Annotated in this window: 19 protein-coding genes; 7 read left to right on the forward strand and 12 right to left on the reverse strand. The window is 34.5% G+C overall.

Annotated elements, in window-relative coordinates:
- The 4 genes from LEP1GSC059_RS20035 to LEP1GSC059_RS20055 all read right to left on the reverse strand — a co-directional run bounded on the left by LEP1GSC059_RS20035 (position 1) and on the right by LEP1GSC059_RS20055 (position 5,710).
- On the reverse strand, positions 1 to 471 hold the full coding sequence (locus tag LEP1GSC059_RS20035) for an FKBP-type peptidyl-prolyl cis-trans isomerase (protein ID WP_002176573.1): 471 nt from the start codon (positions 469 to 471) through the stop codon (positions 1 to 3).
- Between the two features lie 83 nt (positions 472 to 554).
- Positions 555 to 908, reverse strand: coding sequence for an LIC14007 family protein (locus LEP1GSC059_RS20040; RefSeq protein ID WP_002176760.1), 354 nt, complete (start codon positions 906 to 908; stop codon positions 555 to 557).
- Between the two features lie 255 nt (positions 909 to 1,163).
- Positions 1,164 to 3,518: a SpoIIE family protein phosphatase gene (locus tag LEP1GSC059_RS20050; protein WP_020981316.1), complete on the reverse strand. Its 2,355-nt coding sequence runs from the start codon at positions 3,516 to 3,518 to the stop codon at positions 1,164 to 1,166.
- Between the two features lie 176 nt (positions 3,519 to 3,694).
- A complete protein-coding gene (locus LEP1GSC059_RS20055) occupies positions 3,695 to 5,710 on the reverse strand; it encodes an oxidoreductase (protein WP_017214928.1) in 2,016 nt (671 codons plus the stop codon).
- A 581-nt stretch (positions 5,711 to 6,291) separates the two neighbouring features.
- On the opposite strand from LEP1GSC059_RS20055, the gene LEP1GSC059_RS20060 reads away from it, so the two are divergent.
- On the forward strand, positions 6,292 to 6,906 hold the full coding sequence (locus LEP1GSC059_RS20060) for a peptidoglycan recognition protein family protein (protein ID WP_020981148.1): 615 nt from the start codon (positions 6,292 to 6,294) through the stop codon (positions 6,904 to 6,906).
- Between the two features lie 51 nt (positions 6,907 to 6,957).
- Here the strand turns inward: LEP1GSC059_RS20060 and LEP1GSC059_RS20065 are convergent, their stop codons facing one another.
- On the reverse strand, positions 6,958 to 8,469 hold the full coding sequence (locus tag LEP1GSC059_RS20065; RefSeq protein WP_036025320.1) for a 2-isopropylmalate synthase: 1,512 nt from the start codon (positions 8,467 to 8,469) through the stop codon (positions 6,958 to 6,960).
- Positions 8,470 to 8,609: 140 nt separating this feature from the next.
- Between LEP1GSC059_RS20065 and LEP1GSC059_RS20070 the strand changes: the two genes are divergently transcribed.
- Positions 8,610 to 8,942 (forward strand): hypothetical protein, encoded by a 333-nt coding sequence (locus LEP1GSC059_RS20070; RefSeq protein WP_017214931.1) that lies wholly within the window; start codon positions 8,610 to 8,612, stop codon positions 8,940 to 8,942.
- A gap of 984 nt (positions 8,943 to 9,926) precedes the next feature.
- Here the strand turns inward: LEP1GSC059_RS20070 and LEP1GSC059_RS20075 are convergent.
- From LEP1GSC059_RS20075 to LEP1GSC059_RS20085, 3 genes are all read right to left on the reverse strand, one after another.
- Complete coding sequence (locus LEP1GSC059_RS20075) at positions 9,927 to 10,505, reverse strand: hypothetical protein (RefSeq protein WP_002176587.1); 579 nt, start codon at positions 10,503 to 10,505, stop codon at positions 9,927 to 9,929.
- Positions 10,506 to 10,979: 474 nt separating this feature from the next.
- Positions 10,980 to 11,537: a hypothetical protein gene (locus tag LEP1GSC059_RS20080; protein ID WP_020981318.1), complete on the reverse strand. Its 558-nt coding sequence runs from the start codon at positions 11,535 to 11,537 to the stop codon at positions 10,980 to 10,982.
- 345 nt (positions 11,538 to 11,882) lie between these two features.
- A complete protein-coding gene (locus LEP1GSC059_RS20085) occupies positions 11,883 to 12,590 on the reverse strand; it encodes a queuosine precursor transporter (protein WP_002176505.1) in 708 nt (235 codons plus the stop codon).
- Between the two features lie 164 nt (positions 12,591 to 12,754).
- Here LEP1GSC059_RS20085 and LEP1GSC059_RS20090 point away from each other — a divergent pair, with 164 nt between their 5' ends.
- Both LEP1GSC059_RS20090 and LEP1GSC059_RS20095 read left to right on the forward strand, forming a co-directional pair.
- A complete protein-coding gene (locus LEP1GSC059_RS20090) occupies positions 12,755 to 14,338 on the forward strand; it encodes a glycosyl hydrolase family 18 protein (protein ID WP_002176580.1) in 1,584 nt (527 codons plus the stop codon).
- Positions 14,319 to 15,266, forward strand: a complete 948-nt coding sequence (locus LEP1GSC059_RS20095) for an L-threonylcarbamoyladenylate synthase (RefSeq protein ID WP_017214932.1) — start codon at positions 14,319 to 14,321, stop codon at positions 15,264 to 15,266. Before LEP1GSC059_RS20090 ends, LEP1GSC059_RS20095 begins: the two co-directional genes overlap by 20 nt.
- 600 nt (positions 15,267 to 15,866) lie before the next feature.
- On the opposite strand, the gene LEP1GSC059_RS20100 is transcribed toward LEP1GSC059_RS20095, so the two are convergent.
- Both LEP1GSC059_RS20100 and sppA read right to left on the reverse strand, forming a co-directional pair.
- A protein-coding gene (locus LEP1GSC059_RS20100; RefSeq protein ID WP_420323986.1) for an IS3 family transposase occupies positions 15,867 to 16,939 on the reverse strand; the annotation gives its coding sequence in 2 pieces (ribosomal slippage) (positions 15,867 to 16,690 and positions 16,690 to 16,939; 1,074 coding nt in all).
- A gap of 170 nt (positions 16,940 to 17,109) precedes the next feature.
- A complete protein-coding gene (sppA, locus tag LEP1GSC059_RS20110) occupies positions 17,110 to 18,849 on the reverse strand; it encodes a signal peptide peptidase SppA (protein WP_020981146.1) in 1,740 nt (579 codons plus the stop codon).
- Positions 18,850 to 18,958: 109 nt separating this feature from the next.
- Between sppA and uvrA the strand changes: the two genes are divergently transcribed.
- Complete coding sequence (gene uvrA / locus LEP1GSC059_RS20115) at positions 18,959 to 21,832, forward strand: excinuclease ABC subunit UvrA (RefSeq protein ID WP_017214935.1); 2,874 nt, start codon at positions 18,959 to 18,961, stop codon at positions 21,830 to 21,832.
- Positions 21,833 to 21,848: 16 nt separating this feature from the next.
- Positions 21,849 to 22,898 carry an acyl-CoA dehydrogenase family protein gene (locus tag LEP1GSC059_RS20120; RefSeq protein ID WP_017214936.1) on the forward strand — a complete coding sequence of 350 codons (1,050 nt, stop codon included), beginning with the start codon at positions 21,849 to 21,851 and terminating at the stop codon, positions 22,896 to 22,898.
- Between the two features lie 246 nt (positions 22,899 to 23,144).
- On the opposite strand, the gene LEP1GSC059_RS20125 is transcribed toward LEP1GSC059_RS20120, so the two are convergent.
- Together LEP1GSC059_RS20125 and LEP1GSC059_RS20130 are read right to left on the reverse strand one after the other, a co-directional pair.
- Positions 23,145 to 24,092: a cation diffusion facilitator family transporter gene (locus LEP1GSC059_RS20125; protein ID WP_017214937.1), complete on the reverse strand. Its 948-nt coding sequence runs from the start codon at positions 24,090 to 24,092 to the stop codon at positions 23,145 to 23,147.
- Positions 24,092 to 25,102: an OmpA family protein gene (locus LEP1GSC059_RS20130; RefSeq protein ID WP_004436707.1), complete on the reverse strand. Its 1,011-nt coding sequence runs from the start codon at positions 25,100 to 25,102 to the stop codon at positions 24,092 to 24,094. The genes LEP1GSC059_RS20125 and LEP1GSC059_RS20130 overlap by 1 nt, the downstream gene beginning before the upstream one ends.
- Positions 25,103 to 25,241: 139 nt before the next feature.
- Here LEP1GSC059_RS20130 and mgtE point away from each other — a divergent pair, with 139 nt between their 5' ends.
- On the forward strand, positions 25,242 to 26,633 hold the full coding sequence (mgtE, locus tag LEP1GSC059_RS20135; protein ID WP_002176549.1) for a magnesium transporter: 1,392 nt from the start codon (positions 25,242 to 25,244) through the stop codon (positions 26,631 to 26,633).
- The last annotated feature ends 202 nt before the right edge of the window (positions 26,634 to 26,835 follow it).

A 26,835-nucleotide genomic window follows, 5' to 3' on the forward strand; every position in this document is an offset into this window, starting at 1 on the left:
TCAATGATGGTGATGTCCACCTTCTCCGTGAACATGTCCATGCGAAATTTCTTCTTGAGTTGCTTCTCGAATTCCTGTGAGTTCTACATCGAAAACCAAGTCAACTCCTGCAAGTGGATGATTTCCATCTACGATGACAGATTCTTCTTGAAGTTCTGTAATGGTAAAAACCTTATCCGGTTCGTCAGTTTGAAACATCATTCCTATTTGTAAATCTTCGTTGGGAGGAAACTGAGATTTAGGAACATCAAAAATAAGATCCGGGTCTTTGATACCGTAGGCATTTTCCGCAGAGACGTTAATTTTTCTCTTTTCACCTGTCTCCATTTTTTTCATTTCTTCTTCCAAGCCGGAAATGATATTCCCAACTCCTTCTAAATAGGAAAGTGGAGCCTTACCCTCGGAAGAATCGATTAAATTGCCTTCAGTATCGTGAAGTGTGTAATGAAAAGTAACTACTCTAGATTTCATGGAGAGCTCCAAATGGGGATAAAATCAAAATTCTGGTAGGAATCTGAATCGTTTCAAAGTAAATTGAGCGCGGTTTAACTCAATCAGAATTTTATTTTAGAATCGTAATGAAAATAGAATTTATCTTGTTCTCGTTCTTTAAGAAATGTTTCGATTCGATTGGATAAAAAAAACCAAGAGTCCTGAGCGAAGATTTCACGAAATCGATTGGAAAACGAAAGATAATCATTTTCCGCAAGCCTTGAATCCCCTGTATGATCTAAAAGTAAATTGTAAGAAATAACTAAGACGCTTTTTTCTAAATTGTTAGCCAAAGAAGTTTCTAAAACTTTATGAGGTTCTTGAATCGGAATCTTTCTTTTAAATCCATTTTTTGTTACAAATAAAAAGGGCTTCTCCAGCTTTGAGGAAATAATGTCACCTGAATATATTTTCATACATCCTCCCCTAAAGACTAAAAATTCCGGGACGGAATCCGAACCATCATCTATTGATTTTGGTCCGGACCCTATCCCAGCAAACGAGCTAGCATTTGAAAGATATTCCGGAAAACAAGGGTACTTGAGGAGAATGCTATTCCGGAATCATTCCTGCAAAGAGCCCGGTTCTTCGCTAAAGAATGGATTGAATATAATTATTACATAGTTTTGAAATAAATTCAACAATATTTTTACATAAAATTGTATTAATTTTTATTTTTTAACTAAATTATAGATCAAATTGTTATTATATGTACTTTTAAGTCTTAAAGAAGTTGTTTTGTAAAAGGAATTCTTTCTAATTTCAATTCCATCAGTTCTTAAAAGAATTTTTTCGGAAAAAAAACGAACCAGCTTTAAATTTCCAGATCTTTTGGCTAAAAGTAAAACCGATTTGGATAATTTCAAATTCCCTGGATTTAGAATTGAAGCTCTTGCGTATTGAAAACACGCTTTCTGAAAATTTTCGCTTTGTAGAAATTCATTTCCTTTGCGAATTAAAACTTCAGATTCGGAAAAATTCTTTTTAAAAACGGTTTCAGGACCAATTTGAATTCTTAAAAAACTTAGATCGTCTGAAAGAATTCCTTTTTCTTGGATCTTAAATTCTAAGTCCTCAAGTTTCGGAATTGAATTTTGGATCAGTTTAAAGAATAGATCCGGAACCGAAGACTTTTGTTTTCGAGAAGAATATAACGGATCTTGTATGTATAAATCTTCTCTGCCATCCGAACCATAAAGAATAGTATCTCCCGGTAATAGTTTGCAATATTCAACTTTTATTTTGGAATCTGAATCTGGAAAACCTATCTTGCGTAAAACTGCGGTTTCTTTTAGATAAATTGTTTTACCATTACGAGAAAGAACGATCGGAGGATGTTCACAGTTGATAAAAAATAAATCACCCGTAGAAATTCGATACAAAGATAAAATTCCGGAAACGAGCATACTTCCGTCAAAAGATTCAAAAACCGCTTGAAGATTGGAATAAAGAAGGAAAAGCCAATTTTCAGGATTTCTAAATTCATAATCCTGTGTTTGTAAAAAACTTTTTACAATAGAACAAAAGATCAACGCTCCACTTGCACCTTGCAGAGATTTTCCCATCGCGTCTGCGTTGATCAAAACCTGATATTCAACTCCAGATATAAATACACTCTCTCTGAGTACTACATCACCGCCGATTTCATAAGATCGATTTTTAAATTGAAAACTTTTATATTGTTTTCTATGGATATCTATTTGTGCGTAATTGGTTTCTAAATTTTTAGACAAAAAGGGTTGAAAAAGAAGTGTGATTAAAAAGTAATCTCCGTCTTGTTGTTCCTTTAAATTTTTTACTTCTTCCAAACTAGAAGAAAGTTCTTTAGTCCTTTCTCGAATTGCAGTTTCCAATACAGAATTCCAAGACTTTAGTTTTTCCTTCATCTTCACAAATTTATTTGCAAGTATAAGAGTTAAAAATCCTAAAAATCCACAAACACCCAAACCGGAAAGTCGAATCATTTTTAACATTCCTCTTTGAGAAAGAACGTCTATCCCCACACAGATTAGCAAAAATATGATTCCGAAAAAAATCGTTCTGGATTCGAAACTTTTTTTCAAATTCGGGATCAGAATTTTTAAACTCAAATAAACAAATCCTATCCAAGAAACTTGAAGAGCGTATCGATTGATTGTATCCAATACAAAAACAGTTTCTGCAAATAAAATCCAAGAAAATAAAAACAATACGATTATTTCTAAAATAGTTTGAAACCTACTTTTGATTTTTCCAAAAAGAGAGTTTAAGAATCTATAAAATAAAGGAAATAAAAAAACAAGAAAAAAATATTCAATTTTTTTTAAGTATAAAATTTTAATACCGGTGAAATATTTCAGATCCGAAAGAGAAACTTGAAATATAGAGAATAAAATTAAAAACAGTCCGAAATAAAAGTTTTCTCCGTATTTTTTTTCTCTCCAAGAAAGAAATAGGAAAAATCCTCCGATCAATAAAAAAGAACCGAAAATTAAAAGTCCTCCGATTTCGCGTAGGTAAAACCGTTTCCAAATCGTTGCGGAAGGCCCGATTTCTAATTGTCCTGACAATATTCCATATTCGTAATCGAAGTAAGGTCTTATAAAAATTAGTATTTCATTTTTTTGGAATATTTTATTTTCAGAAATCGAATAAATTCTAGTTCGATCATAACCCTGTGGAATTGAATTCTTATATTCAGAAAATAATTCTTCCGAAAGTTCGTGTCCGTTCCAAAATACGCGTACTTGATCTGAAACTTTTCCTAAAGATAAAGATAAATCTGATACATTTTCAAGGTTCAATCGTTTACGAAGCAAAATCTCATTGTTAGAAGTAAAGTTTTTGAGATTAGAAGGAATTGGAACCGGCTTCCAAAATTTGAAATTTTCTTTAATGTACTGATTTATAAGTAGATGATCCGATTGAGGACCTATATAAATCTCCCAATTACCAGCTAAGTCTTGTAAGTTGGTCTCTGGTTGTAACTTGGAAATACAATTAGAATACAGTAAAAGCGATAGGATTATGATAAATTTTTGATTCAATGAATTCTCCTCCTTTCTTTTGTACGGTTCTTCGTACGATTCGGAGGAGAACATTGAATTGGAAAATTTTTGAAATTGTTTTTAAAAAAGTAAATTTTAAATCCGTTTGTATGAGTTCATTTTTCTGTAAAATGGGTGTGGGAACTCTTACAAATCTGGATTTTACTGTTAAACTTTCAATTTACGCTAACGCCAATTTCGATCGCAGCTTCAAATCCTTCTAACATCGCTCGTTTTGCATCAATTCCAGAAGCATCCTTAGCACCTCCAATTAGATACGAAGGAATTTTCGGAAACTTAGATTTAAATTCTTCATAAAGTGAAACTTCACTCAATTGTCCCGCACAAAGAATCATAGAATCACATTCGATTGTTAACGCACCGTCTTTCTTAGTTTCTACTACCAATCCTTGATTCGTAACTTCTTTATAATTTAGAGAAGTATAAAATCCAACTTCTTTAGATTCTAATTCTTGCAACAAGGCCCAAGCCGTCGTGGCCCCCAATCCAGAACCGATTTTTCCGGATCTTCTAAAAATTGAAACTTTACGATTCGATTTTTCTTTTTGAATCTGTGTATTTGTATAAGACGTTACGTTGTAACGATGAAAGTAAGAATCGATAGTAGGAGAATCATCCTCCGTAAGTTTATGAGCCACGTCACAACCGATTCCTCCTCCTCCGATAATCGCCACTTTGTTTCCTGGTTGGAACTTTCCGGACAGATAGTCCACATAAGAAGCGGTTTTCTTTTTTTCTATTCCAGGAAGATGAAATTCTCTCGGTTTAACTCCAGTTGCAAAAATCACAGCGTCTGGTTTGAGAGCATAAATGCTGTCTAACGTAGCATGATGACCCAGTTGAATCTCTACTCCTAAATTTTTAAGTTCATTTTTGAAATAACGAATCGTTTCTAAAAATTCGGATTTACCAGGAATCTGAGCTGCCAAATTGAGTTGTCCTCCAATTTTATCGGTCGCTTCTAATACGGTTACTTTATGACCTCGAATAGCGCTGATTCTTGCGGACTCAAGTCCTCCAGGTCCAGAACCAATTACGACTACGTGTTTTCTATCAGCTTTTTTTAATTTACTAAATTCTAATTCTCTGTTTGCAGAAGGATTGACTAAACAAGAAACCATTTGCTCTTTGAATGTATGATCCAAACAAGCTTGATTACAAGCAATACAAGTATTGATTCTTTCTTCTTGGTCAGCTTTGATCTTATTTAGAATATCAGGATCTGCTAAAAAAGGTCTAGCCATACTCAAAATATCCGCTTCTTGATCTTTTAAAATTCTAGACATGGTTTCTGGCATGTTGACCCGATTGGATGCGATGATTGGAATACCTTTGACTTTTGCTTTGATCTTTCCGGAAATTTTTGCCCAAGCGCCTCTGGGAACAAGCATTGAAATCGTGGGAATTCTGGATTCATGCCAACCGATTCCTATGTTAAGAGCATCTGCTCCCGCTTCTTTTAATTTTTCCGCAAGTAATACAACTTCTTCAAAAGTTGGATTACCTGGAATTAAATCGATTCCGGACATACGATAAACCACTGGAAAATCTTTTCCTACTTTTTTACGTATGTTCTTCATCACTTCGACTGCGAAGTTTATTCTTTTTTCAGAACTTCCACCAAAGAAATCTTCTCTCTGATTAGTTACCGGAGAAAAAAATTGATTTACTAAATAACCTTCACTTCCCATTACTTCTACCGCACCAAAACCCACTTCTTTTGCTTTGAGTGCAGAGTCTCCGAAATCTTCTACGGTTTTCCAAGCTTCTTCTTCGGAAAGCGCCTTTGGAATATAACGATTGATTGGCGCTCTCAATGCGGAAGGTGCCACGAGTTCCCTGTGATAAGCGTATCTTCCAGCGTGAAACAACTGTGCGCAAAAAATACCTTTGGGTTTGAGAGAATTAGCGACGAAGGATAATTCCTTACAGTCTTCTTCTTTCTGAAAATTAAAAAAGATATTGGATCCCTTTCCTTCGTGATTGACTGCGATTCCCCCCGTAGTAATAAAACTTACACCTCCGTCAAAGCGTTTACCATAGAATGCAATCATTCTCTCTGCGGTCATGGGCATTCCTTCTAATCCTAAATGCATTGACCCCATTATGACTCTGTTTGGAAGAGTAATTGAACCTATTTGAATCGGTTGGAAAATTTCAGAATATTTCATAACAAACCTTTTTTATAATGAATCTTTCCTCTATGTTGAAAACAGATTGGTAAACCGGCAAGAGAATTATTGGATGTATACTCTTTCAAAAGACCTAAATGGCAAGTATCCTGGTTTTACAGCTGGATTCTTAAAATGTAGGAACCATTACAAATCTGAATTTTACGGTTCAATTCTCAAAATTTCGGAACGATTACAAACCTAGTGTAGAATTTTCTTCAAAAAAAAACTATACATTTCAGAATAAGCGCATCTCTACAAAAACTCATAGTTTTAACTTTTAGAATGAACTCGTAGTATTATTTATACATCTTTGTAGTATACAATTCTATTGTATAGATCTCTTGAGAAACTCTTGTTTTCAACTTCTATAAAGATAATTGAATTCATCCCTTATATATACTTCTTTTAATTTCCAGAAATTATCAATTAAAAAATACTTAAGTAATTTATGATAAACTATTTTTATTAAATTACTTTAAATGATTTTTAAGATGTATTACAATTTAATCAATACAAACGTATTTGATACCAAGTTTTAAATATAAATAAATTATATTTTTTTACAGGAGAATTATCCAGTGATCACATTCAATTTAAATATCAAACAAGACTTTTTAACACCAAATCCACACAGTAGGCCTGGAACAAAAATAAAAGAAGTAAAGGGGATTGTATTACACTGGACGGCTTCGCCTAAAGCAACAGCCCAAAACATTCGAGATTATTTTGAAAGCCTAAAGGCGCCAGACGGTCGGTTTGCAAGCGCACATTATGCAGTAGGGCTCGTCGGAGAAATTGTACAATGTATTCCCTTAGATGAAATAGCCTATCATTGTGGAAGTAAAACATACACACCTGAAAAGGAAAAAATTTTAGGACCAGATAGCCCTAATTTTTATACCATAGGAATCGAACAGTGTGTTCAAGATATGGTTGGAAAATTCACACCAAAAACCTTGGATAGCGCGGCCAAACTTACGGCTCAGTTATGCTCTCAATATAATTTAGGTACAGATGACTTATGGACACATCAAGGAATCGTAGGCTGGAAAGATTGTCCTCGTTGGTATAATACCCACCCAGATGATTGGATTCGTTTTAAAAAAAGAGTAGGTGATTTGTTAAAAAAAACAAACCAGAATTCAAAAGCCGCTTTTTGTGGATTCTTTCGCAGATCCCAAAATTCGAATTAATCGATTATTTAAAAATTTTAGAATATTCTCGTTTAAAAATATTCTAAAAAGTCAAAGTCGATTGAGGGCAGAAATATAAGCCCTCGAACATGCTTCTATAATATCCGTGGAACTTCCTTTTCCAACGACACGTTCTCCTTTATATTCTAAGGTTACAGAGGCTTCGGCCATTGCATCTTGACCTTCGGTAACCGGAGAAATTACGAGTCTGGAAACTTCTGGATCCATTCCAGTCGCTTTTTGAATCGCTTTATAAATTGAGTCTACGGGACCATCTCCAGTTGCAGATTCCTCTCTTACGTGACCGTCGATTGAAATTCTAACACCCGCAGTAGGAGTACTTTTGGTTCCGGTCGAAACCGTAAAACCTTCCAACTGAAATCGATCTTCAGTAGATTTTCTAGTTTCTTCGGAAAAAAGAGCTCGAATATCTTCGTCGTAGATTTCTTTTTTTCTATCTGCAATTTCTAAAAATCTTTGATAGGCTGCTTCTAATTCTTCTGCTTGAGGAGAAAAACCTAATTTTACAATTCTATCTTTAAAACCCGCGCGACCACTGTGTCTTCCTAAAACCATTCTATTAGAAGAAAGACCTACAGTTTCCGGTTTCATAATCTCGTAGGTTTCTCTATGTTTGATGACTCCATCTTGATGAATTCCAGATTCATGTGCAAACGCGTTTGCTCCTACGATGGCTTTATTCGGTTGAACGAGCATTCCGGTAATCGTTTTTACAAGATAAGAGGCGCGAGCAATTTCTTCAGTTTTAATTTGGGTTTGAATTCCAAATGTATCTTTTCTAGTACGTATCGCCATGACAACTTCTTCCATAGCGGTATTACCTGCTCTTTCTCCAATTCCATTGATAGTACATTCAATTTGTCGAGCACCGTTTTGAACCGCAGCTAAGGAATTGGCGGTGGCAAGTCCTAAATCGTTATGGCAATGAGCGGAGAATATAATTTTTTCGGCTCCTCTTACGTTGGTAAGTAGAAATTTAAAAAGACCTCCGTATTCTGCGGGAGTAGTATAACCAACCGTATCTGGAATGTTAATTGTGGTAGCTCCTGCGGCTATAACTGCTTCACAAAGTTCTCTTAAAAATTCTGGTTCACTTCTAGTTGCGTCTTCGGGTGAAAATTCTACGTCGTCTACAAATTGTCTGCAAAGTGTCACTGCTTCTACAGCCATTTTTAAAACCTCTTTCGGTTCCTTTCCGAGTTTGTATTTCATATGAATCGGAGAAGATGCAATGAATGTATGAATTCTTCTTTTTTTTGCGGGTTGAAGTGCTTTAGATGCGGCTTCTATATCCGCTTTCATTGCCCGAGCAAGAGCAGCAATCGTTGGTCCTTCGGTTTCTCTTGCAATTCTTTCTACGGCTTGAAATTGAACTGGAGAAGAAACTGGAAATCCGGCTTCGATAATATCCACTTTCATAGATGCGAGCTGGGAAGCGATTTCTAACTTTTCGTTTTCGGTCATCGCAGCCCCAGGACATTGTTCACCGTCTCGGAGAGTTGTATCAAATATACGAACGTAGTCTTTTTGATCCATTGTCATATCTTCTCGCAAAAAATTCTGCTTCCAGTTTTTTGGGTTTTATTCTTTAGACAATCAATTAAACAGACATTCTTTTGAAACAAAAATAATCGATTGAAAAATGACGATTTCTTTTTTATTCTTATACTATTTATAAAAAAATGATTCAATTCTACGCGTCTAACTTTCAATCTACAGATTGCACCGTATCCGCAAATCTTTATTCTGAACTTTTCGGATTCAAGATCGTAGTCAATTCAGGAACACACTCTGAACTTCTTTGTTCGAACAAAAAAGGAATTTTAATCTTTAGTAAAGAATCTAAAAATTGCCCGGTTAGCCCAGGAACTTTGACATTTCGGATAGACAAAGAAGAGTGGGACGATTTCAAAACCATTCTGTTTTCTAGAGGGTTTATAATGGAAGTTCAAGATTCAAGATATGTTTCCGTTTTAGATCCTTGGAAAAATAGAATTTGGTTTTACTTTTCTTAAAGACAAGTTGTCCCGTTTTGGAAACTACCATTTTAAAAATTTATAGTTTTTATTTTTTATAAGAAAAGTATCCGATTCACATTTTAAAAACTACTTTCCCTACAAATCCAGAATTTCGTAAAACCACTCACAAATCAAAAAGATACGAGGATGCCAAAAAAACATTAGGGCGAATCTTCCTCAGCGGATTTAGTTTTTTGATCGATCGCTGAGGAAGACCGGGCTCTTAGCTCCAGTCAAGTTATTGTGTTTTATAGTGTTATATTTAATTTTTGTAATTTCAATAACTTGACTCCACAACGAGATTCATAGAGAGCGTTGTGCTTTAGTTCATACCTAGATCCCTTTCGCGTTAAAAATGATCGTAAATTTAATAAAAATCTGTTTTATAAAAAAGATATTATATTTTAATTTTATAATAATCTCAAGATTAGATTTTGACAAAAATAGAATAGAGTTGTCAAACAATGAATTCTCAATCTGTTTTATGTAAACGGTCTATTGAAGCAGCTTTGTTGATCTGAACTATAGAATTTTTCAACAACTCTAATTTTTATTTTAACGTGAGTTCGGCATAACAAATGCGAAAGCGATTATTATGCTGCGATTCATAGAGAGCCATAACCAACCCCACAAGTATTTGGATCTCAATATTAAATCTGTGGGAATTACGACAAATCCTCTGTAAAACTGAGTTCCCACCCTTATTTTTGGGTGGGGGCGGAGGTGGAGAAGTTTGGAAGACTTTTCTCTATCAGAAAAACATACTTTTTGCAAGTAACAAGACTCATTCTTGTCGGAACACTTGAAAAATGTGTGTTTTTGAGCCTAAAACGCTTTCCTATGGGTCGGCGTTCAGGGAGTCGTTGCATTGAGTTTATTATTCGCCCCAATTTTCTTACGTCGAACTCACGTTATTTTAAACAAACTCTCGTAAAAAATTTAAAAGTTTTTTTTGAACGGATAAAATCGATTAGAACAAAATTATTCTTCAAATTTTTTCTTTCTAAGATCGTATACCAATTGATAGGTTTTATTTTTGAAAGAAATCAATTCTTCACAATTTTCCACATTCCATTTCATAGTAAGTATGATTTTATTTTCCACAAGAGTATAAGAATACTGATAAGGATCTATGCAATTTTCTTTATCTACTCGTTTTGTTTTTATATCCAAGTAAAACTTCCAATCTGGTAAATTTGAAAGAATTTGATTTTGAAAATGACCGTTAAGTTCTTGTTTAAAAACAGATTCATAGTTTGGAAATTCTTTGTTTAAAATTTCTTTTTGAATTTTGAAAAAACGCGACTTCGATACGGGGATAAAACGATTCCATTCTTTTTTTCCAAAGTATTGAAACTCTTTATCTTCAAAAAGTTTTTCAAAATTGATTCCCGCCATTTTTGGATATTTTTGATTTTGTAACCAAAGTTGAAAAAATTCATCGATAGAAACGAGAGGTATTTTTTCTAAATTCTTTCCTTTTTGAACCGTTTCAGAAGATATGTTTGGCTTCATACTACAGGAAATTAGAAACAAAATTGAGAAAATTCCTTTTTTCATATTTTTAAAAACTACTATATTAATTTTATTGAATATTTTAATTGTAACAAGATCTACATTTTAAACTACTTTTATTTAGGACGTGTTTCAAAATACATTCGCTTATTTTCTGATTTTTCTTAGATACTAAATCTAACTCTTTCTTAAAAATTAGGCAATTACAGTTCAATTTCAAGTTCCAAAACGACTTAAACATTAACTTTTTATTGATAAGAGAATGATAACATTTCTGTTCAAAGATTACGCCCTTCTTTTGAAAATAAGCAATTTCAATAATACAACCTAAATTTTTTTTAAAAATTTAAATGCCATTTAAAAATAACCATATACTACAAAAAAGTTTAAGGTCCGTCGAGCGATCATAGAAGCAGACGCTTTAGTTTCTCGAGCGTCAACAGAAACTAGACATTTTAATTACCCAACTCATTTAATCTTTTGGAATACACTTTGATAAAACGTAGTGATCTTCAAATTTTATTCAGAAATTTTTCCGCTGTTTAAGTCATAATGGATTTTATCTATTCTTCCTTGAAAAACGGACAATTTAGGACAACTTGAATCTATTTTCCAATGTACTTGTAGCATCACTTTTTGATGGATAATAGAATAAGTATATTCTGGTCCACATTCTTTTTGGTCTTTACTTTCTAATCCATTTAAATAATCGGAATCATTTTTAGACAATACGTGAGAGAAATAATATTTTTCTAAGTCTTCAGCAAAAAAGGTTTGATAATTCGGAAATTCAGTTTGTAAAAGATCTTTTTTAATTTTAAAAAAACGATTTTTCCAAGTATATCCGTAAATGTCTGTTTTTCCAAAATAAACATACTCCACGTCTTCAAATAGAGAACGTACATTCGTCTGAAACTTTAGTTTTTTTCGATTTCGAATCCAAAGTTGAAAAAATTCATCGATAGAAATTTCGGAAATTTTTTCTAGATCCTTTCCTTTTTGTACGGATTCAAATGTCATCTGGGGTTTAAAACAAAATGTAAAACTGAGAATGATTAAAAAAATCTTTTTTTGCATCTTTATTTTTAACCAATAAGTTGATCTTGATTTTTCTAAATAGAACGATTTTTTATTTTTTTAACGTGAGTTCGACGTAAGGAATTCATTTTTCTGAAAAAAGTTGGGATCTAAACTTTATGGATCAGTTCCTAAAACGCGGGAATTCATACAAAAAGTAAATGTTTAAAAATTTGTAATGTGACTTAATTTATGGAAGCTCTTACTTTTTGTGAGATTATAAAATTTTTGGAACAACTTGAGTTGTTAATCATAAAAGTGAAGTAGTTCCCACATATTTGTAAAACTCAATCTAGAGGTCGTCGATAGTTTTTGGAGTTTAAACCGTATTTTTCTAAAAATTTCTCATCCCGGAGAAATTGGCTCCGTGTTGGATTTTCCTTCTTTCATTGCAAACTGAACCATACCTTCCGCTTCTTTTCCTAAATACCAATCGATCAGACTATGAGCACCATAAATCAGAGGAGTAATTGCAATCGCCACTCCACATTTATAAAGAAAATTGTTGGTGGAAATTTGATTCAACTCTTGAATGCTGAGTTTGCCTCCTCCGAGGGCGATATAGATCACTACAAAAGAATCTACAAGTTGAGAAACGATTGTAGAACCTGTGGCGCGTAACCAAATATATTTATTATCCGTTTTTACACGTAAAAAATGAAAGATCTGAATATCAATCAATTGACCGATTAAATACGCCACGATTGAACCTACGATTACCTTTCCCGAATTTCCAAAAACTACGTTAAAAGAATGATCATCCACAGGAGAATTGGGTGCCGCAGGAATAGACATATCCAACATCAAAAGAAAATAAGCCACAAAGATCATAACCATTCCAACGAGTGTAGTAAAACGAACTCCCTTTCTTCCAAAATATTCGTTTAAAAGGTCGGTTACTATAAATGTTATCGGAAATGGAATAACTCCCATCGTAAGGGTAAAACCAAATGAGACAAAAAGTTTGGAACCGGTTACTTCTGCCAGAATTAAAAAAGATAAAAAGAACGCGTTTAAGATAATAAATAATTTCACAGACTTAGAAAGTTGCATAAGCGATTTTTTATCCTTATCACATGAATTCGTCAACTTGTAAAAAAAGAACCGTTTGACAGTCTCTTATTTAATAAATTTTTGGAAGTGGGTTTCAAGTTCATCGATTTAAGAAACTTCTTTATTTTCTTAGATTTTGATTCGATAATGAAATTATAAAACCAATGGCACACGAACAAGAAGACATACGATCCATTTCCAAAAATTCTATAAAACCAGAACCAAAATACAAAATCTTACTTTATTCTTTGAGTTGGTTTTTATTATCCGCACTTTCCTTTTTTTTAGGGATTCATCTTTTAAAAAAGGGGGATTCCACTCTTTCCAACGAAAACCTTCGCTCCAGTTCCATCGGAATCATAGACGAAATTCGAAACTTCTTTCCCAATCAAAAAACTACAAACGCATCTGAAACAGAAAATTTCTCTCCGACTCAATCTAATTCTTTTTCATTCGGTAAAGACGACCAGGAAATACCCGAAGCCACATTACTTCCAAAAGCGGACGAAAATACTTCGTTTAGAGCTTCCACTTGGTTTTCTGATTACGAAGCAATGAAAAAAACGGTTCATCTCTATAATGAAATCCATCCGTTTATTTATGGAATGAAAGGGCGTGAAACCAATAACGGAGACCTTTATTCTAGCTGGGGAAGTTCTCAAAAACACGAACGAGTCGCCGAACTTAGAAAACTCAACCCGAACGTAAAGATCATTCCTACGATCTTTCGTTGGGAAAATAAGTACGAAAAAATTTCCGAAAATATTGGAATGAACGGGCGTAACGATATTCGAGATAAACATCTTTCTAATGTTCTTTATGAATTGGACACATACGGCTACGATGGGATCGATATAGACTACGAAGGAATGAGCTGTGAAAAAAAAGAAAAGTTCGAAGAATTTATAATCATTCTTTCCAAGGAAATCCACAAACGAGGAAAAATTCTTTCGGTTGCGGTTCATCCAAAAACTCCTGCTAAAAAAGAATCAATGAAAGCCTGTAAAGGTTTAAAAGATAAAATTAAAATGGATTATGCGGAAAATTGGAGAGGGCCTATGACTCATGATTATGCCTTTCTTGCCAAGTATGCAGATCGTATTAAAATTATGGCATACGAATTACATCCTAGAAAATATAGAAATCCTGGTCCGGGTCCACAGGCTCCAAATACTTGGATCAAAAGTATTATTGAATATGCAAAAGCAAGAGTTCCAGCTAAACAATTATATATGGCAATTCCTACTTATGGTTACGATTGGGCTTTGAATTGTAATTCTAAGATTAAATCCGTTTATTATCAAGACGCGGTTCGTAAAAAAGAGTTGGGAATCCATAGACAACCGACTAACATCGATCAGATTCTTGCAAACACTAAGAATTCTAGTTCTTGGATCAATCTTTCCAAGTTTTCTTGGGTTCATACCGGCAAAACCTACGAAGATCCTAGTATATGGTATAAATCGGAAGGTTGTGATCGTGTAGCGTTTTATATGAACCGTAAAGCGTTTGAAGACAAGATGAATCTTCTAAGACAATATGACTTAGGAGGTTTTTCTTTTTGGCAGTTGATCAGCGATAACGATCCCGGAATCAACGATTATCTAGAATTATTAGTTTCTAATAAACTTCCTCCTGTGGAAAAAATAAAAGAACCGATTCAACCTAAAACGGAACCTACTAATCCAGAAGAAGCAAAGATAGATTCTCAAGATCACTCTGAAAAGTTTGTCGGAAAACAAGGTTAACACTTTAATTACAGATTCTACTTTGGAGGCGGCAAAGATCTTGCTGAAAGGCGGACTTGTCGTCTTTCCTACGGAAACGGTCTATGGAATCGGGGCTTCTGCTTTTGACATAGATGCTTGTAAACGGATCTATAAAGTAAAAAACAGACCTTCCGACAATCCTCTTATACTTCACGTAGAAAATTTTTTTTCTCTTAATAATTGTGGGGAAATAAATGATAAGGCTAGTCTCGTTTTCCAAAAATTTTCTCCAGGACCGATCACAGGAATTTTTAAAAAGAAAAATCAAAATCTTTTTACAGCAGGATTAGATTCGGTCGCGGTTCGAATTCCTTCCAATCCTACGGCTCTAGAGTTTTTAGAATTCTGTAAAGTTCCGGTTGCAGCGCCTTCCGCTAATTTTTCTGGAAAACCATCCTTAACAAAAATGGAATATATTTTGGAAGAATTTATCGGAAAAGTAGACTGTATTTTAAAGGGAGAAGAACCTCAGATAGGAATTGAATCAACAGTAATTGACTTTACTTCTGAACCTCCGATTTTACTTCGTCCAGGTTTTATAGATAAAAATGATCTTTTAGAAATTTTATCCGACCTGCAAGAAATGAAATCGTTAGACGAAACTTCTTATGTGACGCCTATAAGCCCCGGCCTTAAATACAGACATTATTCTCCCAATTGTAAGGTTACATTCAAAAATTCTTTAAAAGGAATTCCTAAAGAATTTGCTCAAATTGGTTTTCATTTTGAATCCGACTCAGCTTATCAGATTTTAGTTTCGTCTAACAAAGAATATATGAAGGAAATCTATTCTTTTTTTGTGGAATGCGATCGAAGAAGAATTACAGAAGCATGGTGTGAAATTCCAAAAGAAGGAAAATGGAAAGAGGTAATAATCAATCGTATTTCAAAAGCTGTTTCGAAATAAAAGGATTTTAAAAAGCCATCTCAAAAAATACTTTATCTTTGCTTAAAATGCTGAATTCTAAGATATTTTTGAGATAGTTAATAATCAAAATCTGAAAAAAAATTGACCATTCTGAACAAAACGTAGTAGTTCCCACATTCTTAAAAAATTCTATATTTCATTTGAAATAACTTCTGAATGATTGTATTTTCAGATTCATCTTAATTTTGTAAGAGTTCTCACAGTGAACGATTTTGGGACAAGTTCTAAATAAAATGAATTTCTCTTATCAGACTATATAATACCAATAAAGTGCCAAATTTCTGTTTTTTAAAACAGAAATTCATCTCAAAATCTATACTCTGTTTTATATAAATTAATTTTTTGCAAAAAATAAAATGTAGGAACTATTACTTATATTCATCTTTATAAAATTGAGTATCTACACTTTTATCCCAAAGCAAAAAATTGAGTACTTGTTAAGTTATGAATAAACACTCATAAAAAGCCTATTCCAAAACCCTAAAATGTGGGAACTCTTACAATAGAGTTGTTGAAAAATTCTATAGTCCAGATGAGATGCCCCCGTTTTTAGTGCCAGTGTAATGAGTTAAAATCCTCTTAAGCAGAGCACCTTAAATATACTTCGGGAGTTCGTCCCCCGAGAGAACTATGTGGCCTCTCAGAATTGTAGAAGTTCCTCCAATCTTCGACAAGGCGTTGTGCTTCTTCAATATTTTTAAACCAATTTTCATTCAAACATTCGTTTCGCATCTTACCGTTAAAACTTTCGATGAAAGCATTTTCAGTCGGCTTTCCGGGAGTCGTAAAATGAATATCGATTCCTTTCTCCTGTGCCCATTTCAAAAAAGATCTTGAAGTAAATTCAGGACCGTTGTCTACGACGATTTGTTTCGGAAGACCGTAAACTTCGATTACTTCATTCAAAATTCTTACAACTCTCTCGGAAGGAATTGAGAACTCCGGTTGAGTCGCTATTGCTAAACGACCATAGTCATCGATTATATTCAAGATTCTGAATCTTCTTCCTGAATAAAGCGAGTCCGACATAAAATCCATCGACCATCTTTCTCCAAACGCTCCCGGTAAAAGTTTAGGAACCGTTGGCAAAGGCAATCGTTTGCGCCTTTGTTTGATTCGGTATTTCAAGCCCAATTCTACATACAATCGATAGATTCGTTTGTGATTCACTCTCTCTTCTTTTCGTATAAAATCATGGATTTGTCTGTAACCCGCTCTTTTATATTTGTATGCCAATTCTCGGATGCGCTCTTTGAGTTCCTTATCTTTATCAAAGAATTTGAATCTGTTTCGAAAGCCGGTTCGAGATTCTTTCAGAAGACGACAGGATTTTCGTTCGCCAAGTTTTGGCTTAATCAACATGATCGCTTCCTGTTTCTGTTCCCGGCTTACCACTTTTTTTCAAGTAACATCTTGATCGCTTCGTTTTCCAAAGCCAATTCTGCGTAAAGCTTTTTCAGCTTGCCGTTCTCTTCTTCCAAGGACTTCATTCGCTTTAATTCACTCAGCTCCATTCCGCCGTATTTCGAACGCCAGCGATAAAATGTATTTCCGCTGATTCCATACTTTCGACAGATTTCAGGGGTCGAGACCCCTGACTCTGATTCTTTCAACACTTTGTGGATTTGTTCTTCGCTATATCGCTTCTTCATTGCTTCCTCCAAATTTATTATACATCAGGAGGATTTTCACAATTTCAGCTGGTCCTTAATTCGGGGGCTAGGTCACAGATTAACAAAACTGCTTCCATTGACTATTTCCATAAAACAGAAAAGATGGATAATTCATTTTTCAACAACTCCAATTTAGAAAAACGATTCAATCAACCTTGATTCCAAAATGAGGAACTCAATAAAGATTGGGCTTCTATGGATTGAAACTTTTTTTTTAACGAATTCTCAGATTCTAGAACATTAGGAATATAAGAAGTTAAATCTTTGCTAAAAGAGTTAGATAAAAAACCTGGCTTTAATGACTTTAGAAAACTTTGAAACGTAAATAAGGAAGGTAAATATCGAACTTGAACTTTTTGCACTTTCAAATCTTGTTTAACATCTTCTAATAAAGTTAAAAAGTCGGCGATAGAATCAACCATCCTTTCCTTTAAAAATTGACTCGAAGTAAAAACCTTTCCCTGTCCAAACCGTTTATCTAAATCAGAAATAGGAATTTTTCTAGAATCAGAAACCCTTTTGTAAAAAAGTCCTTCCGATTCTTTGATTTCCTGTTCCATTAGTTTTTTGGATTCTGGATGAATCGGCCCATATTCAGAAAGAAGATCTCTGTATTTATAAAATCCTACTCTGTCTTTAGTAATTCCTAATTTAGAATAAAGATTTTTTAAATCAAAACGAATCGATATACTTCCTATACTCCCCACAATCCCATAGGGGGAAGCATAAATCTTAGAAGCTCCACAAGAAAGATAATATCCTCCGCTTGCAGAAATGTTTTGTACATACGCGTATACAGGTTTCTTTTTTTTCAATTTTAGAATTTCTTGATATAATAATTCGGATACAAAAGCGGAACCACCGGGAGAATCTACTTCCAAAATCACCGCTTTAACGGAAGACTCCTTTTTTAATTCTTTGAGCGCTTCTTTGATCAAATGATAAGAAATACCGTCTGTTTTACCCTCACCCTTTCCAACTGTATCGTGGTGTATATTTCCCTTTAAAGGAAGAACGGCCACGACGGGTTCTTTTTTAGAGATTAGTTTAAAGTTTTTTAATTTAGAAAAACGATATAAAGAAGAAAGACTGAATTCTTTAGAAGAAGATTTTTGATTCTCGTTTTCGTTTTGATAATTTGTATAAAGGAAATTTTCTTTAAAATCTTCTTCATTTAAAAATCCAGTAATAAATTTTCTTTCTTGTAATACCTTTGCAGATAGAAAAGGTTCAGCAAAAATTTTAAGAGCAAATCCAGTATAACGTTTGAATATAGATTCCAAATCATCCGTCATTTGTTTGAGTAGAGAATTTAGATTTTCCCTCGCCTTAGATGAAAACTTATCTCTTTGAAATGTTTCTCCAAAAGATTTATAAGGTCCGCTCTGAAAAGTTTCTGCTTTGACTCCCCATTTTTTACCTGCGTTCCCAAAGAAAAAAGATTCGGCAGAAGGTAACACTGGAAAAAATTCAGAAGATTCGCTACTAAATCTTTCGTTACAAATTCCTAATAAAAACAAGGACTTAAGTCCGCCGGTTAGTGCAAATCCTTCCAACACAATCCCTCGTTCTTTCAAAATCCGTAATCCTTCCGCAACACTCAAGGTTTCACCGAATCCGTAATCCGGTTGTTGGATAAGTATAGAAACTTTTTTCAAATTAGGGACTTGAGAAAGTAATTTGAGTTCTAATAGAAAATCCGTAAAAAAAACTTCTTCTTCTTTAGAAGAGAGAAGTTTCATTAAAAAAGATTTTCGATAACTTGAAAATTCGGAAGGAATTTCTAAAAAGTAATGATCTCCAGAAAAAAATCGAAATCGAATCCAACGAACAAGTTGGAAAATCAATCGGAAAGGAATGAATACAATTTGTAAGAAATTTCGAAACATGCTGTCAGTTTGAAAACTAGATTCTTCCTGAAAAAGAAGAATTTCTTTTAGGAAAGGAGTTTTCAGATTTAATCACGCTGTAAATCCTAAAAAGCAAGAGGGTATTTCATTGCAGGAAATTAGGATTCGCGGAGCGAGAGAACATAATCTTAAAAATATAAACGTAGATATTCCTAGAGATCAACTCGTAGTCATTACAGGTTTGTCTGGCTCTGGTAAGTCTTCGCTTGCCTTTGATACGATTTACGCGGAAGGTCAAAGAAGATATGTAGAAAGTCTTTCCGCTTATGCGAGACAATTTTTAGGCCAGATGGAAAAACCAGATCTGGACCTGATCGAAGGCCTTTCTCCTGCCATTTCAATCGAACAAAAAACCACTCATAGAAATCCAAGATCCACTGTCGGAACAGTTACTGAGATCTACGATTATCTACGTCTTTTATATGCTAGAGTAGGAAAACCACATTGTCCCGAATGTAGAACCCCAATTCAATCTATGTCGATTGACCAGATTACCGCTCGAGTACTTGCGTTTCCACAAGGAGCCAAATTACAAATTCTTGCACCTGTGATTTCGGGTAAAAAAGGAGAACACAAGGACATACTCGAAAAGATCCGCAAAGACGGTTTCAATCGGGTAAGAATCAACGGTGAAATTAGAACTCTCGAGGAAGAAATCGTATTAAAAAAGAATTTTAAAACCTCCATCGAAATCGTAGTTGATAGAATCGTAATGAAAGAAGGAATCCGAAGTAGACTTGCCGATTCCGTAGAAACGGCTCTCAAACAATCAGAAGGACTTGTAATCTTAGACGACGGTTCTAAAGATCACGTTCTTTCTCAAAAGATGGCATGTCCCAACGGACACGACATTGGTTTTACAGAACTTTCTCCCAGAATGTTTTCATTCAATTCTCCTTATGGAGCTTGCGAAACTTGCGATGGTTTAGGAAGTTTATTAGAATTTGATGAAGATCTTTTAGTAAATGATCCCGAACTTTCTTTGGTAGATGGTTGTATCGAAGCTTGGGCGGGTTCTAAAAGTAACGGATTTTGGTTTATGGCCACTCTCAAATCCTTATCCGATTCTCTAAAATTCAAAATGAACACTCCTTGGAAGGATCTTCCTGAAAAAACTAGACAAACGATTCTTTATGGAGACAAAAAAATAAAAATTGAATACGATTTTAGAGGAGCCAACTCTCATTATGAATTTACAAAAGAATACGAAGGTGTAATTCCAAATCTTCAAAGAAGATATAAAGAAACGAAATCGGATTCTATGCGTCAGTGGTTCGAATCCTACATGACTAATCATCCCTGTCCTTCCTGTAAAGGTAAACGTCTAAAACGGGAAAGTCTTTCGGTAAAGGTGCATAACGTTACAGTAGACGAGTTTACATCATATTCAATCGAAAAGGCTCTCAACTTTGTTCAAAATCTCAAAGTGACAGGTTCTGAAGAAATCATCGCCAAACCCATATTAAAGGAAATCCACCAGAGACTTTCTTTTTTAAACGATGTTGGTGTAGGTTATCTGACTCTGGAAAGAAGCGCGGGCTCTTTATCAGGAGGAGAAGCGCAAAGAATTCGGTTAGCAACTCAAATCGGTTCAAGGTTAATGGGAGTTTTATATATCCTAGACGAACCTTCTATCGGCCTACATCAAAGAGACAATACCAAATTAGTTTCTACTCTCAAAAATTTAAGAGACCTAGGCAACACAGTGTTAGTCGTAGAACACGACCAAGAAACTATGGAAGAATCAGATTGGTTGATAGACATGGGACCAGGTGCAGGAGTTCACGGAGGTTCTATCGTTTGTGCGGGAACTCCTGCGGAAGTTTCCAAACACAAAGATTCTCTTACTGGAAAATATCTTTCCGGAAGATTAAAAGTTCCAGTTCCTGCAAAACTGAGAGAAGGAAACGGGTCCAAACTGCAAATTATAGGAGCTAAGGAAAATAATCTTAAAAACATAGACGTTAACATTCCTTTAGGAAAGTTAGTCGTCATTACAGGTGTATCTGGTTCCGGAAAATCTACCCTCATTAACGACATTCTATACAACGCCGCGGCCCATAAGGTAATGAAAATGAAAACTTTGGCCGGGAAACACAAAACGATCAAGGGATTTGAAAATATAGACAAAATCATCAACATAGATCAATCTCCGATCGGAAGAACTCCTCGTTCCAATCCAGCCACTTATACAGGTTTATTTACTCCGATTCGAGAAATGTTTTCCGGACTCGAAGAAGCAAAACTACGGGGTTATGGTCCGGGTAGATTTAGTTTTAACGTAAGCGGTGGACGTTGTGAAACCTGCGAAGGAGATGGAATTCTCAAAATTGAAATGCACTTTTTACCGGACGTATATGTGACTTGTGAAGTCTGTAAAGGAAAAAGATACAATCAAGAAACATTAGAAGTTCGTTATAAAGGAAAAAATATATTTGACGTGTTAGAAATGACCGTAGAAGACGCAAATCAGTTTTTCGAAAACATTCCGATCGTAAAACGAAAACTGGAAACTTTATTGGAAGTGGGGCTTGGTTATATTCGTCTAGGACAACCAGCGACCACTTTTTCCGGAGGAGAAGCTCAGAGAATCAAACTAGCAACTGAACTTTCTAAAAGACCAACCGGAAAAACTCTCTATATTTTAGATGAACCCACTACTGGACTTCATTTTGAAGACGTTAGACATCTTTCAGAAGTACTTCATACGTTAGTCGATCGTGGAAATTCTATGATCGTTATCGAACACAATCTAGACGTAATCAAACAAGCGGATTGGATTGTGGACATGGGACCAGAGGGAGGAGATGGAGGAGGACTTGTTATTGCGGAAGGGACTCCAAAAGACATAACCAAAATTAAAAACTCTTATACTGGGCAATATTTAAAAAAAGTATTCACGTCTCAGAATGAAAAAACTTCTTTACACAAAAATGAAACCGCCATTAGAAAAACAAAATAAAAAACGATAGAGTATTATGAGTTTAAAAGAATTTTTATCTTCTATTCCGCCTAATGAGTATCGAAATGTTTTCAGAGATTCTTTTCCTTATTTGATAGAAGAAGGATATTTAGATGCCCTTGCAGGTGGGTCTTTCGAAACGTTTCATCAAAAAATTTTTCAACTCGGTTCTTATCCGAGAGGCATCGGACTTGGAATCGCGATAATGGCACAGACCAACGTCGCGGGAAGAATTTTAAAATTCGTATCGGACGGTTTTTTAAACGAAAACACAATCCATAAAATATTTCAAAAAGAAGAAGTGCTCGAAATCGGAAGAAAACTTTTAAATGATGTAAGTTCAGGAAAGGACATTATTTCCATGGGTGTAAGTGAAGCTGGATGGAAAGGAAGAATTTCCAACATACTTACCAATTATAAAATTGAAAACGAAAGAATCATTCTAAGTTTATCCAAATCTTTTTTAACCAATGGGGCAAATTGTAGCGGATTTTTGATCGTAGCAAAGTCTATCTCCGAAACCTTCGACGTAATTTATTTACCACGAGATTCTCAGGGTCTTGATTTGGAAATTTTTGATTTGGAATATGCAAAAGAAGCAACTCACTGCAGACTCAAAGGAAACGATTTATCTCTTCCGCTTAAAAATTTAATTTTTTTAAACTATCAAAATTTTGCGCCCGAAATCCATTTATCCGAAATGTTATCCGCTTCGGCACTTTTTTGCGGTTACGTGGATCTGATTGTAAGAACCCTTTTAAAAGAAAAAAAGGACGTGGACCCCAGAATCGCTGGAAAAATATTAGATATTCAACAATTATTATATTCTAAAATTCTTGAAATATCTAGAAAAAAGGACCAAGATCTAAATTTCAGAATGGAAGAAGTTCATCCCTACGGTTATGAAACAGCTCTGGATTTGATTTATTCTTGGCTTACAGACCTTATTAGTGGAGTAGAATTATCTAATATGTTTCCAGATATTGGACTTTTTTATTCGATCCATCCAGGTAAAACACCTATTTATCAAAAAAATATTTTGAAAAAAATCAGAGCCTTACGTTAAAATAGTCTCAAACTGTGGGAACTATTACAAATCGAAGTTTCACTGTTAAATTCTCAAACTGTGGGAACTATTACAAATCGAAGTTTCACTGTTAAATTCTCAAACTGTGGGAACTATTACAAATCGAAGTTTCACTGTTAAATTCTCAAACTGTGGGAACTATTACAAATCGAAGTTTCACTGTTAAATTCTCAAACTGTGGGAACTATTTACAAATCACAGATTCTACGGATAAATCTTGAAAACTCAATGGTGATGATGTTGATTCATTTCCTGATAATTCGCAAGAGGCAAATCTTGAATTTTTTCGGTTAAATTCGGCACTTCACATTGAACTGTAACAAAATCAAATCCAAAGGAAGATTTCAAAATCTGATTGAATTTAAATACGATTTCTTCCGCAAATTTTAAATCTACAATTGAAACTCTCAAAGTACAAGCATAAATTCCTCTTGTAATCGCCCAAAAGTGATAATCTAAAATTTGACTTACTCCTTCCACCTTACGAACGTGTTCCAGAATATGAGTAATTTCGAATGTATTGGGAAAAGATTCCAAAAGAACAAATATTGTTTCCTTAAAAATTCCCCAGGCGGAACGTAAAATCAAAACCGAAATCAAAACCGAAATCAAAGGATCGATCCAGTTCCAACTCGTAACATAAATCAAAACGGAACCAACTAAAACACCTACCGTGGACAGAAGATCACTTAAAACGTGAACGTAAGCGGATTTGATATTTATATTTTCGCCGCTAAAACGAAATAAAATCCAAGCGCTGATCAGATTAAAAATAATTCCAAAAGAACTATAAAAAATCATCTGAAAACTCAAAATCTCTTTCTGATTCTGAAACCTTTCTATACTCTCATAAAAAATATAAAACGAAATTCCAAAAATTAAAATAGAATTCAAAAGAGAAGTCAAAATTTCGATTCTATAATAACCGAATGAAAATTTATGATTTGGTTTTTTAGAAGAAAGTAATACAGCAATCAAAGACAAGGACAAAGCAATTGTATCCGTAATGATATGTCCCGCATCCGCAAGAAGAGCAATACTACCACTTTGAAATCCTCCAAACAACTCTACAAAAAAGATGGAAAGAGAAACTAAGATCGCAAGAAGAATGGATCTTTTCAGACCTTTCTCCTGACTTCTTTTTACGTGATGAAGTTTAAAAAAATCATCCATCAACGTGGAACAACCACTATATCCACTCTTCGATTGAGCGCTCTGTTTTCGGGAGTATCGTTAGAAACGATTGGCTGGAATTCACCATAGCCCGCGAGCGAAAAGTTTCTAGGATCTAAAATCTTACTTTCTAAAAAATAATGAAGTACGGAAAGAGCTCTTTCTCCGGAAAGTTGCCAATTATCTGAAAACTTTTTAGTTCGGATCGGAATATTATCTGTATGTCCTTCTATGATGATTAAATTTCCAGGATAATTTCCTAAAATTTCTTTGATCTTATCCAGTGCAGGAAAAATTTGCTTTTTTAAATCCGCAGAACCAGAATCAAATGAAATCTTATCGTCTATATTGATTACAAGTCTGTTGTGAAATCGTTTAAGACGGATCTGTCCTTTTTTGATTTCATCGGTAAGTTTACTTTCCAATTCATTTGCTTGGTCTGAAAGACGATCCAATTCTTTTTTCTGATTTTCAGAAAGATGTTTCAATTTGGAAATTTCGTCGTTTAAAATTAGAATCCTACCTTCTAAATCCGAAATTTTTTTTTCGTATTCTTTTTGAAGAGCCTCCGTTTTTTTCTGACAATTTGCTCTTTCTTTCTCGAGATCTTCTTTTAAGTTATCGATTAGATCTCTAAACTTTTTAGATTGTCTTTCGTTTTCATCGATCAGTTCTTTTTCTTTATTAGAACTTTTTGCTTTTAAAATCGAGATCTGATTTTCTAAAACTTTAATTTTTTCTACATTTAGATCGTTATCTTTGTCTCTAAATTCCTTTTCTCTGGAAAGTAACTCTTCCAAAGAACGAATTTTAGAGTCAAATTCTAGACGTTCTTTTTTGGAATTTTCAGTTTCATTTCTATATCTGGTTCTCAGGGAATCCAACTCAATTTCCAAAGTGATTTTCTCGTTATACACTTTGTTATATTCCCAAGGATAATAAAATACGTCCGCAGAAACGGAATTTAAAGTTAAAACGAAGAGAAAATAGAATTTCAGAAATGGCTTCATCTTGATCACTTTCTTTCTAAGATGGAGCGCTTTACGATCGGGTCACTCCTTTTTTAAAGTTTGTTTAGAAATTCATTGATCGATCGCTTCTGTTCTCAATCCTGTTCACTAAAAACCGTTTTTTCTTGGAGAGAAGTTTATGGAAGAAAGAGGAGTGGGACACGAACTATTTTCGGAAAAGGCAAATCCCTCTTCTCAGGAGTGGATCGAATTTTTCTCCGAAAAAATCAAAGCCGGAGAAAACTCTTTTTTAGATTTTTTTCTCAAACAGAATCACCCTGCAGACATAGCGGAAGTTCTGGAAAAGTTAGAAGAAGACGAAGCCTTTTATGTATTCAAACGATGTGATTCTGAATTACAGAGTTCTATCTTAGTAGAGTTTGACGAAGAATTTCAAGCAGACTTAATCTCTCGTTTCCAGATGAAAGAAATTTCTCCTATTCTGGAAAATTTAGAAACGGACGAACTATCCAGTCTCATTTCCGAATTTCCAAAAGACAAGGCAGAAGAAATTTTAAATTCGATCGACAAAGAAGATTCTTCTCAAGTTAGAAAACAACTTACGTTTCGAGAAGACTCCGCCGGAAGATTAATGAACACCGTGTTTGCTTCCGCAGTAGAAACGGATACGGTTCGAAAGGCAATTATCAAACTTAGAAAAATCGCAAGAGATACGGATGATATATATCACTTATATATCACTGACGAGAACAACGTACTAAAAGGATACGTAAAACTAAAAAATTTATTCCTCGCTCCTCTCAATACAAAAGTACACCGTCTGATGAAAACTGGATTTACTTCGATTCACTATGACACGGATCAGGAAGAAGTCGCTAAAATTTTTCGTAAGTATGATTTGGTTTCTGTGGCGGTGCTCGACGATTTAGGAAGAATTTTAGGAAGAATTACCGTGGATGATATTTTAGACATCGTTCACGAAGAAGCTTCGGAAGACATTCTTCGTTTAGGAGGAGTTTCCGAAGAAGAAAAATTATCTTCTTCCGTTCTTACTTCTGCAAGAAGAAGAATGGTTTGGCTTATGATCAATTTGGGAACCGCTTCTCTCGCGGCTTCTGTTGTTTCTTTTTTCGGAGAAACGATCGAAAAATACGTGTTACTCGCTTCTCTTATGCCTATCGTCGCCGGAATGGGAGGAAATGCAGGAACACAATCAATTACTTTGATCGTTCGAAACCTAGCAACCGGAGATCTTACAACTGGAAACTGGAAATCCGCGATTCGAAAGGAAGGTCTTGTAGGAATTCTCAATGGTTTTATGGTAGGAATTATCGCTGGATTGATCGTTTATTTTTTTACCGGAAATTTTATTCTTTCAATGGTTATGTTTATGGCGTTACAAGCCAACTTGATGATCGCCGCGGTAATCGGAACTTCGATTCCTTTGTTTTTACGAGCTTTGGGAATTGATCCGGCAATCGCGTCTTCCATTTTTGTGACTACATTTACGGACGTTTTCGGTTTTTTCTGTTTTTTGGGATTGGCTACTTTATTTATTCAAATATTATGATATTCTCAACTAAAAATTTTTCTTGCGACGTCTATAAAATGGATTTTTTATTGAATAACAATCATAAAATTACGAATTTATTAAGAAGATTGATATTGAGAACATCGTCTTAGGGTTTTATAGAGCTTCCTTTTTTAAAAACCATTCTACTTTGGAATTTTATATAAGTTTTCATTTTTTAATCAGAAATCAGTTTTGGAGA

Origin of the sequence: Leptospira noguchii serovar Panama str. CZ214, from assembly GCF_000306255.2 — a bacterium.
GTDB lineage: Bacteria > Spirochaetota > Leptospiria > Leptospirales > Leptospiraceae > Leptospira > Leptospira noguchii.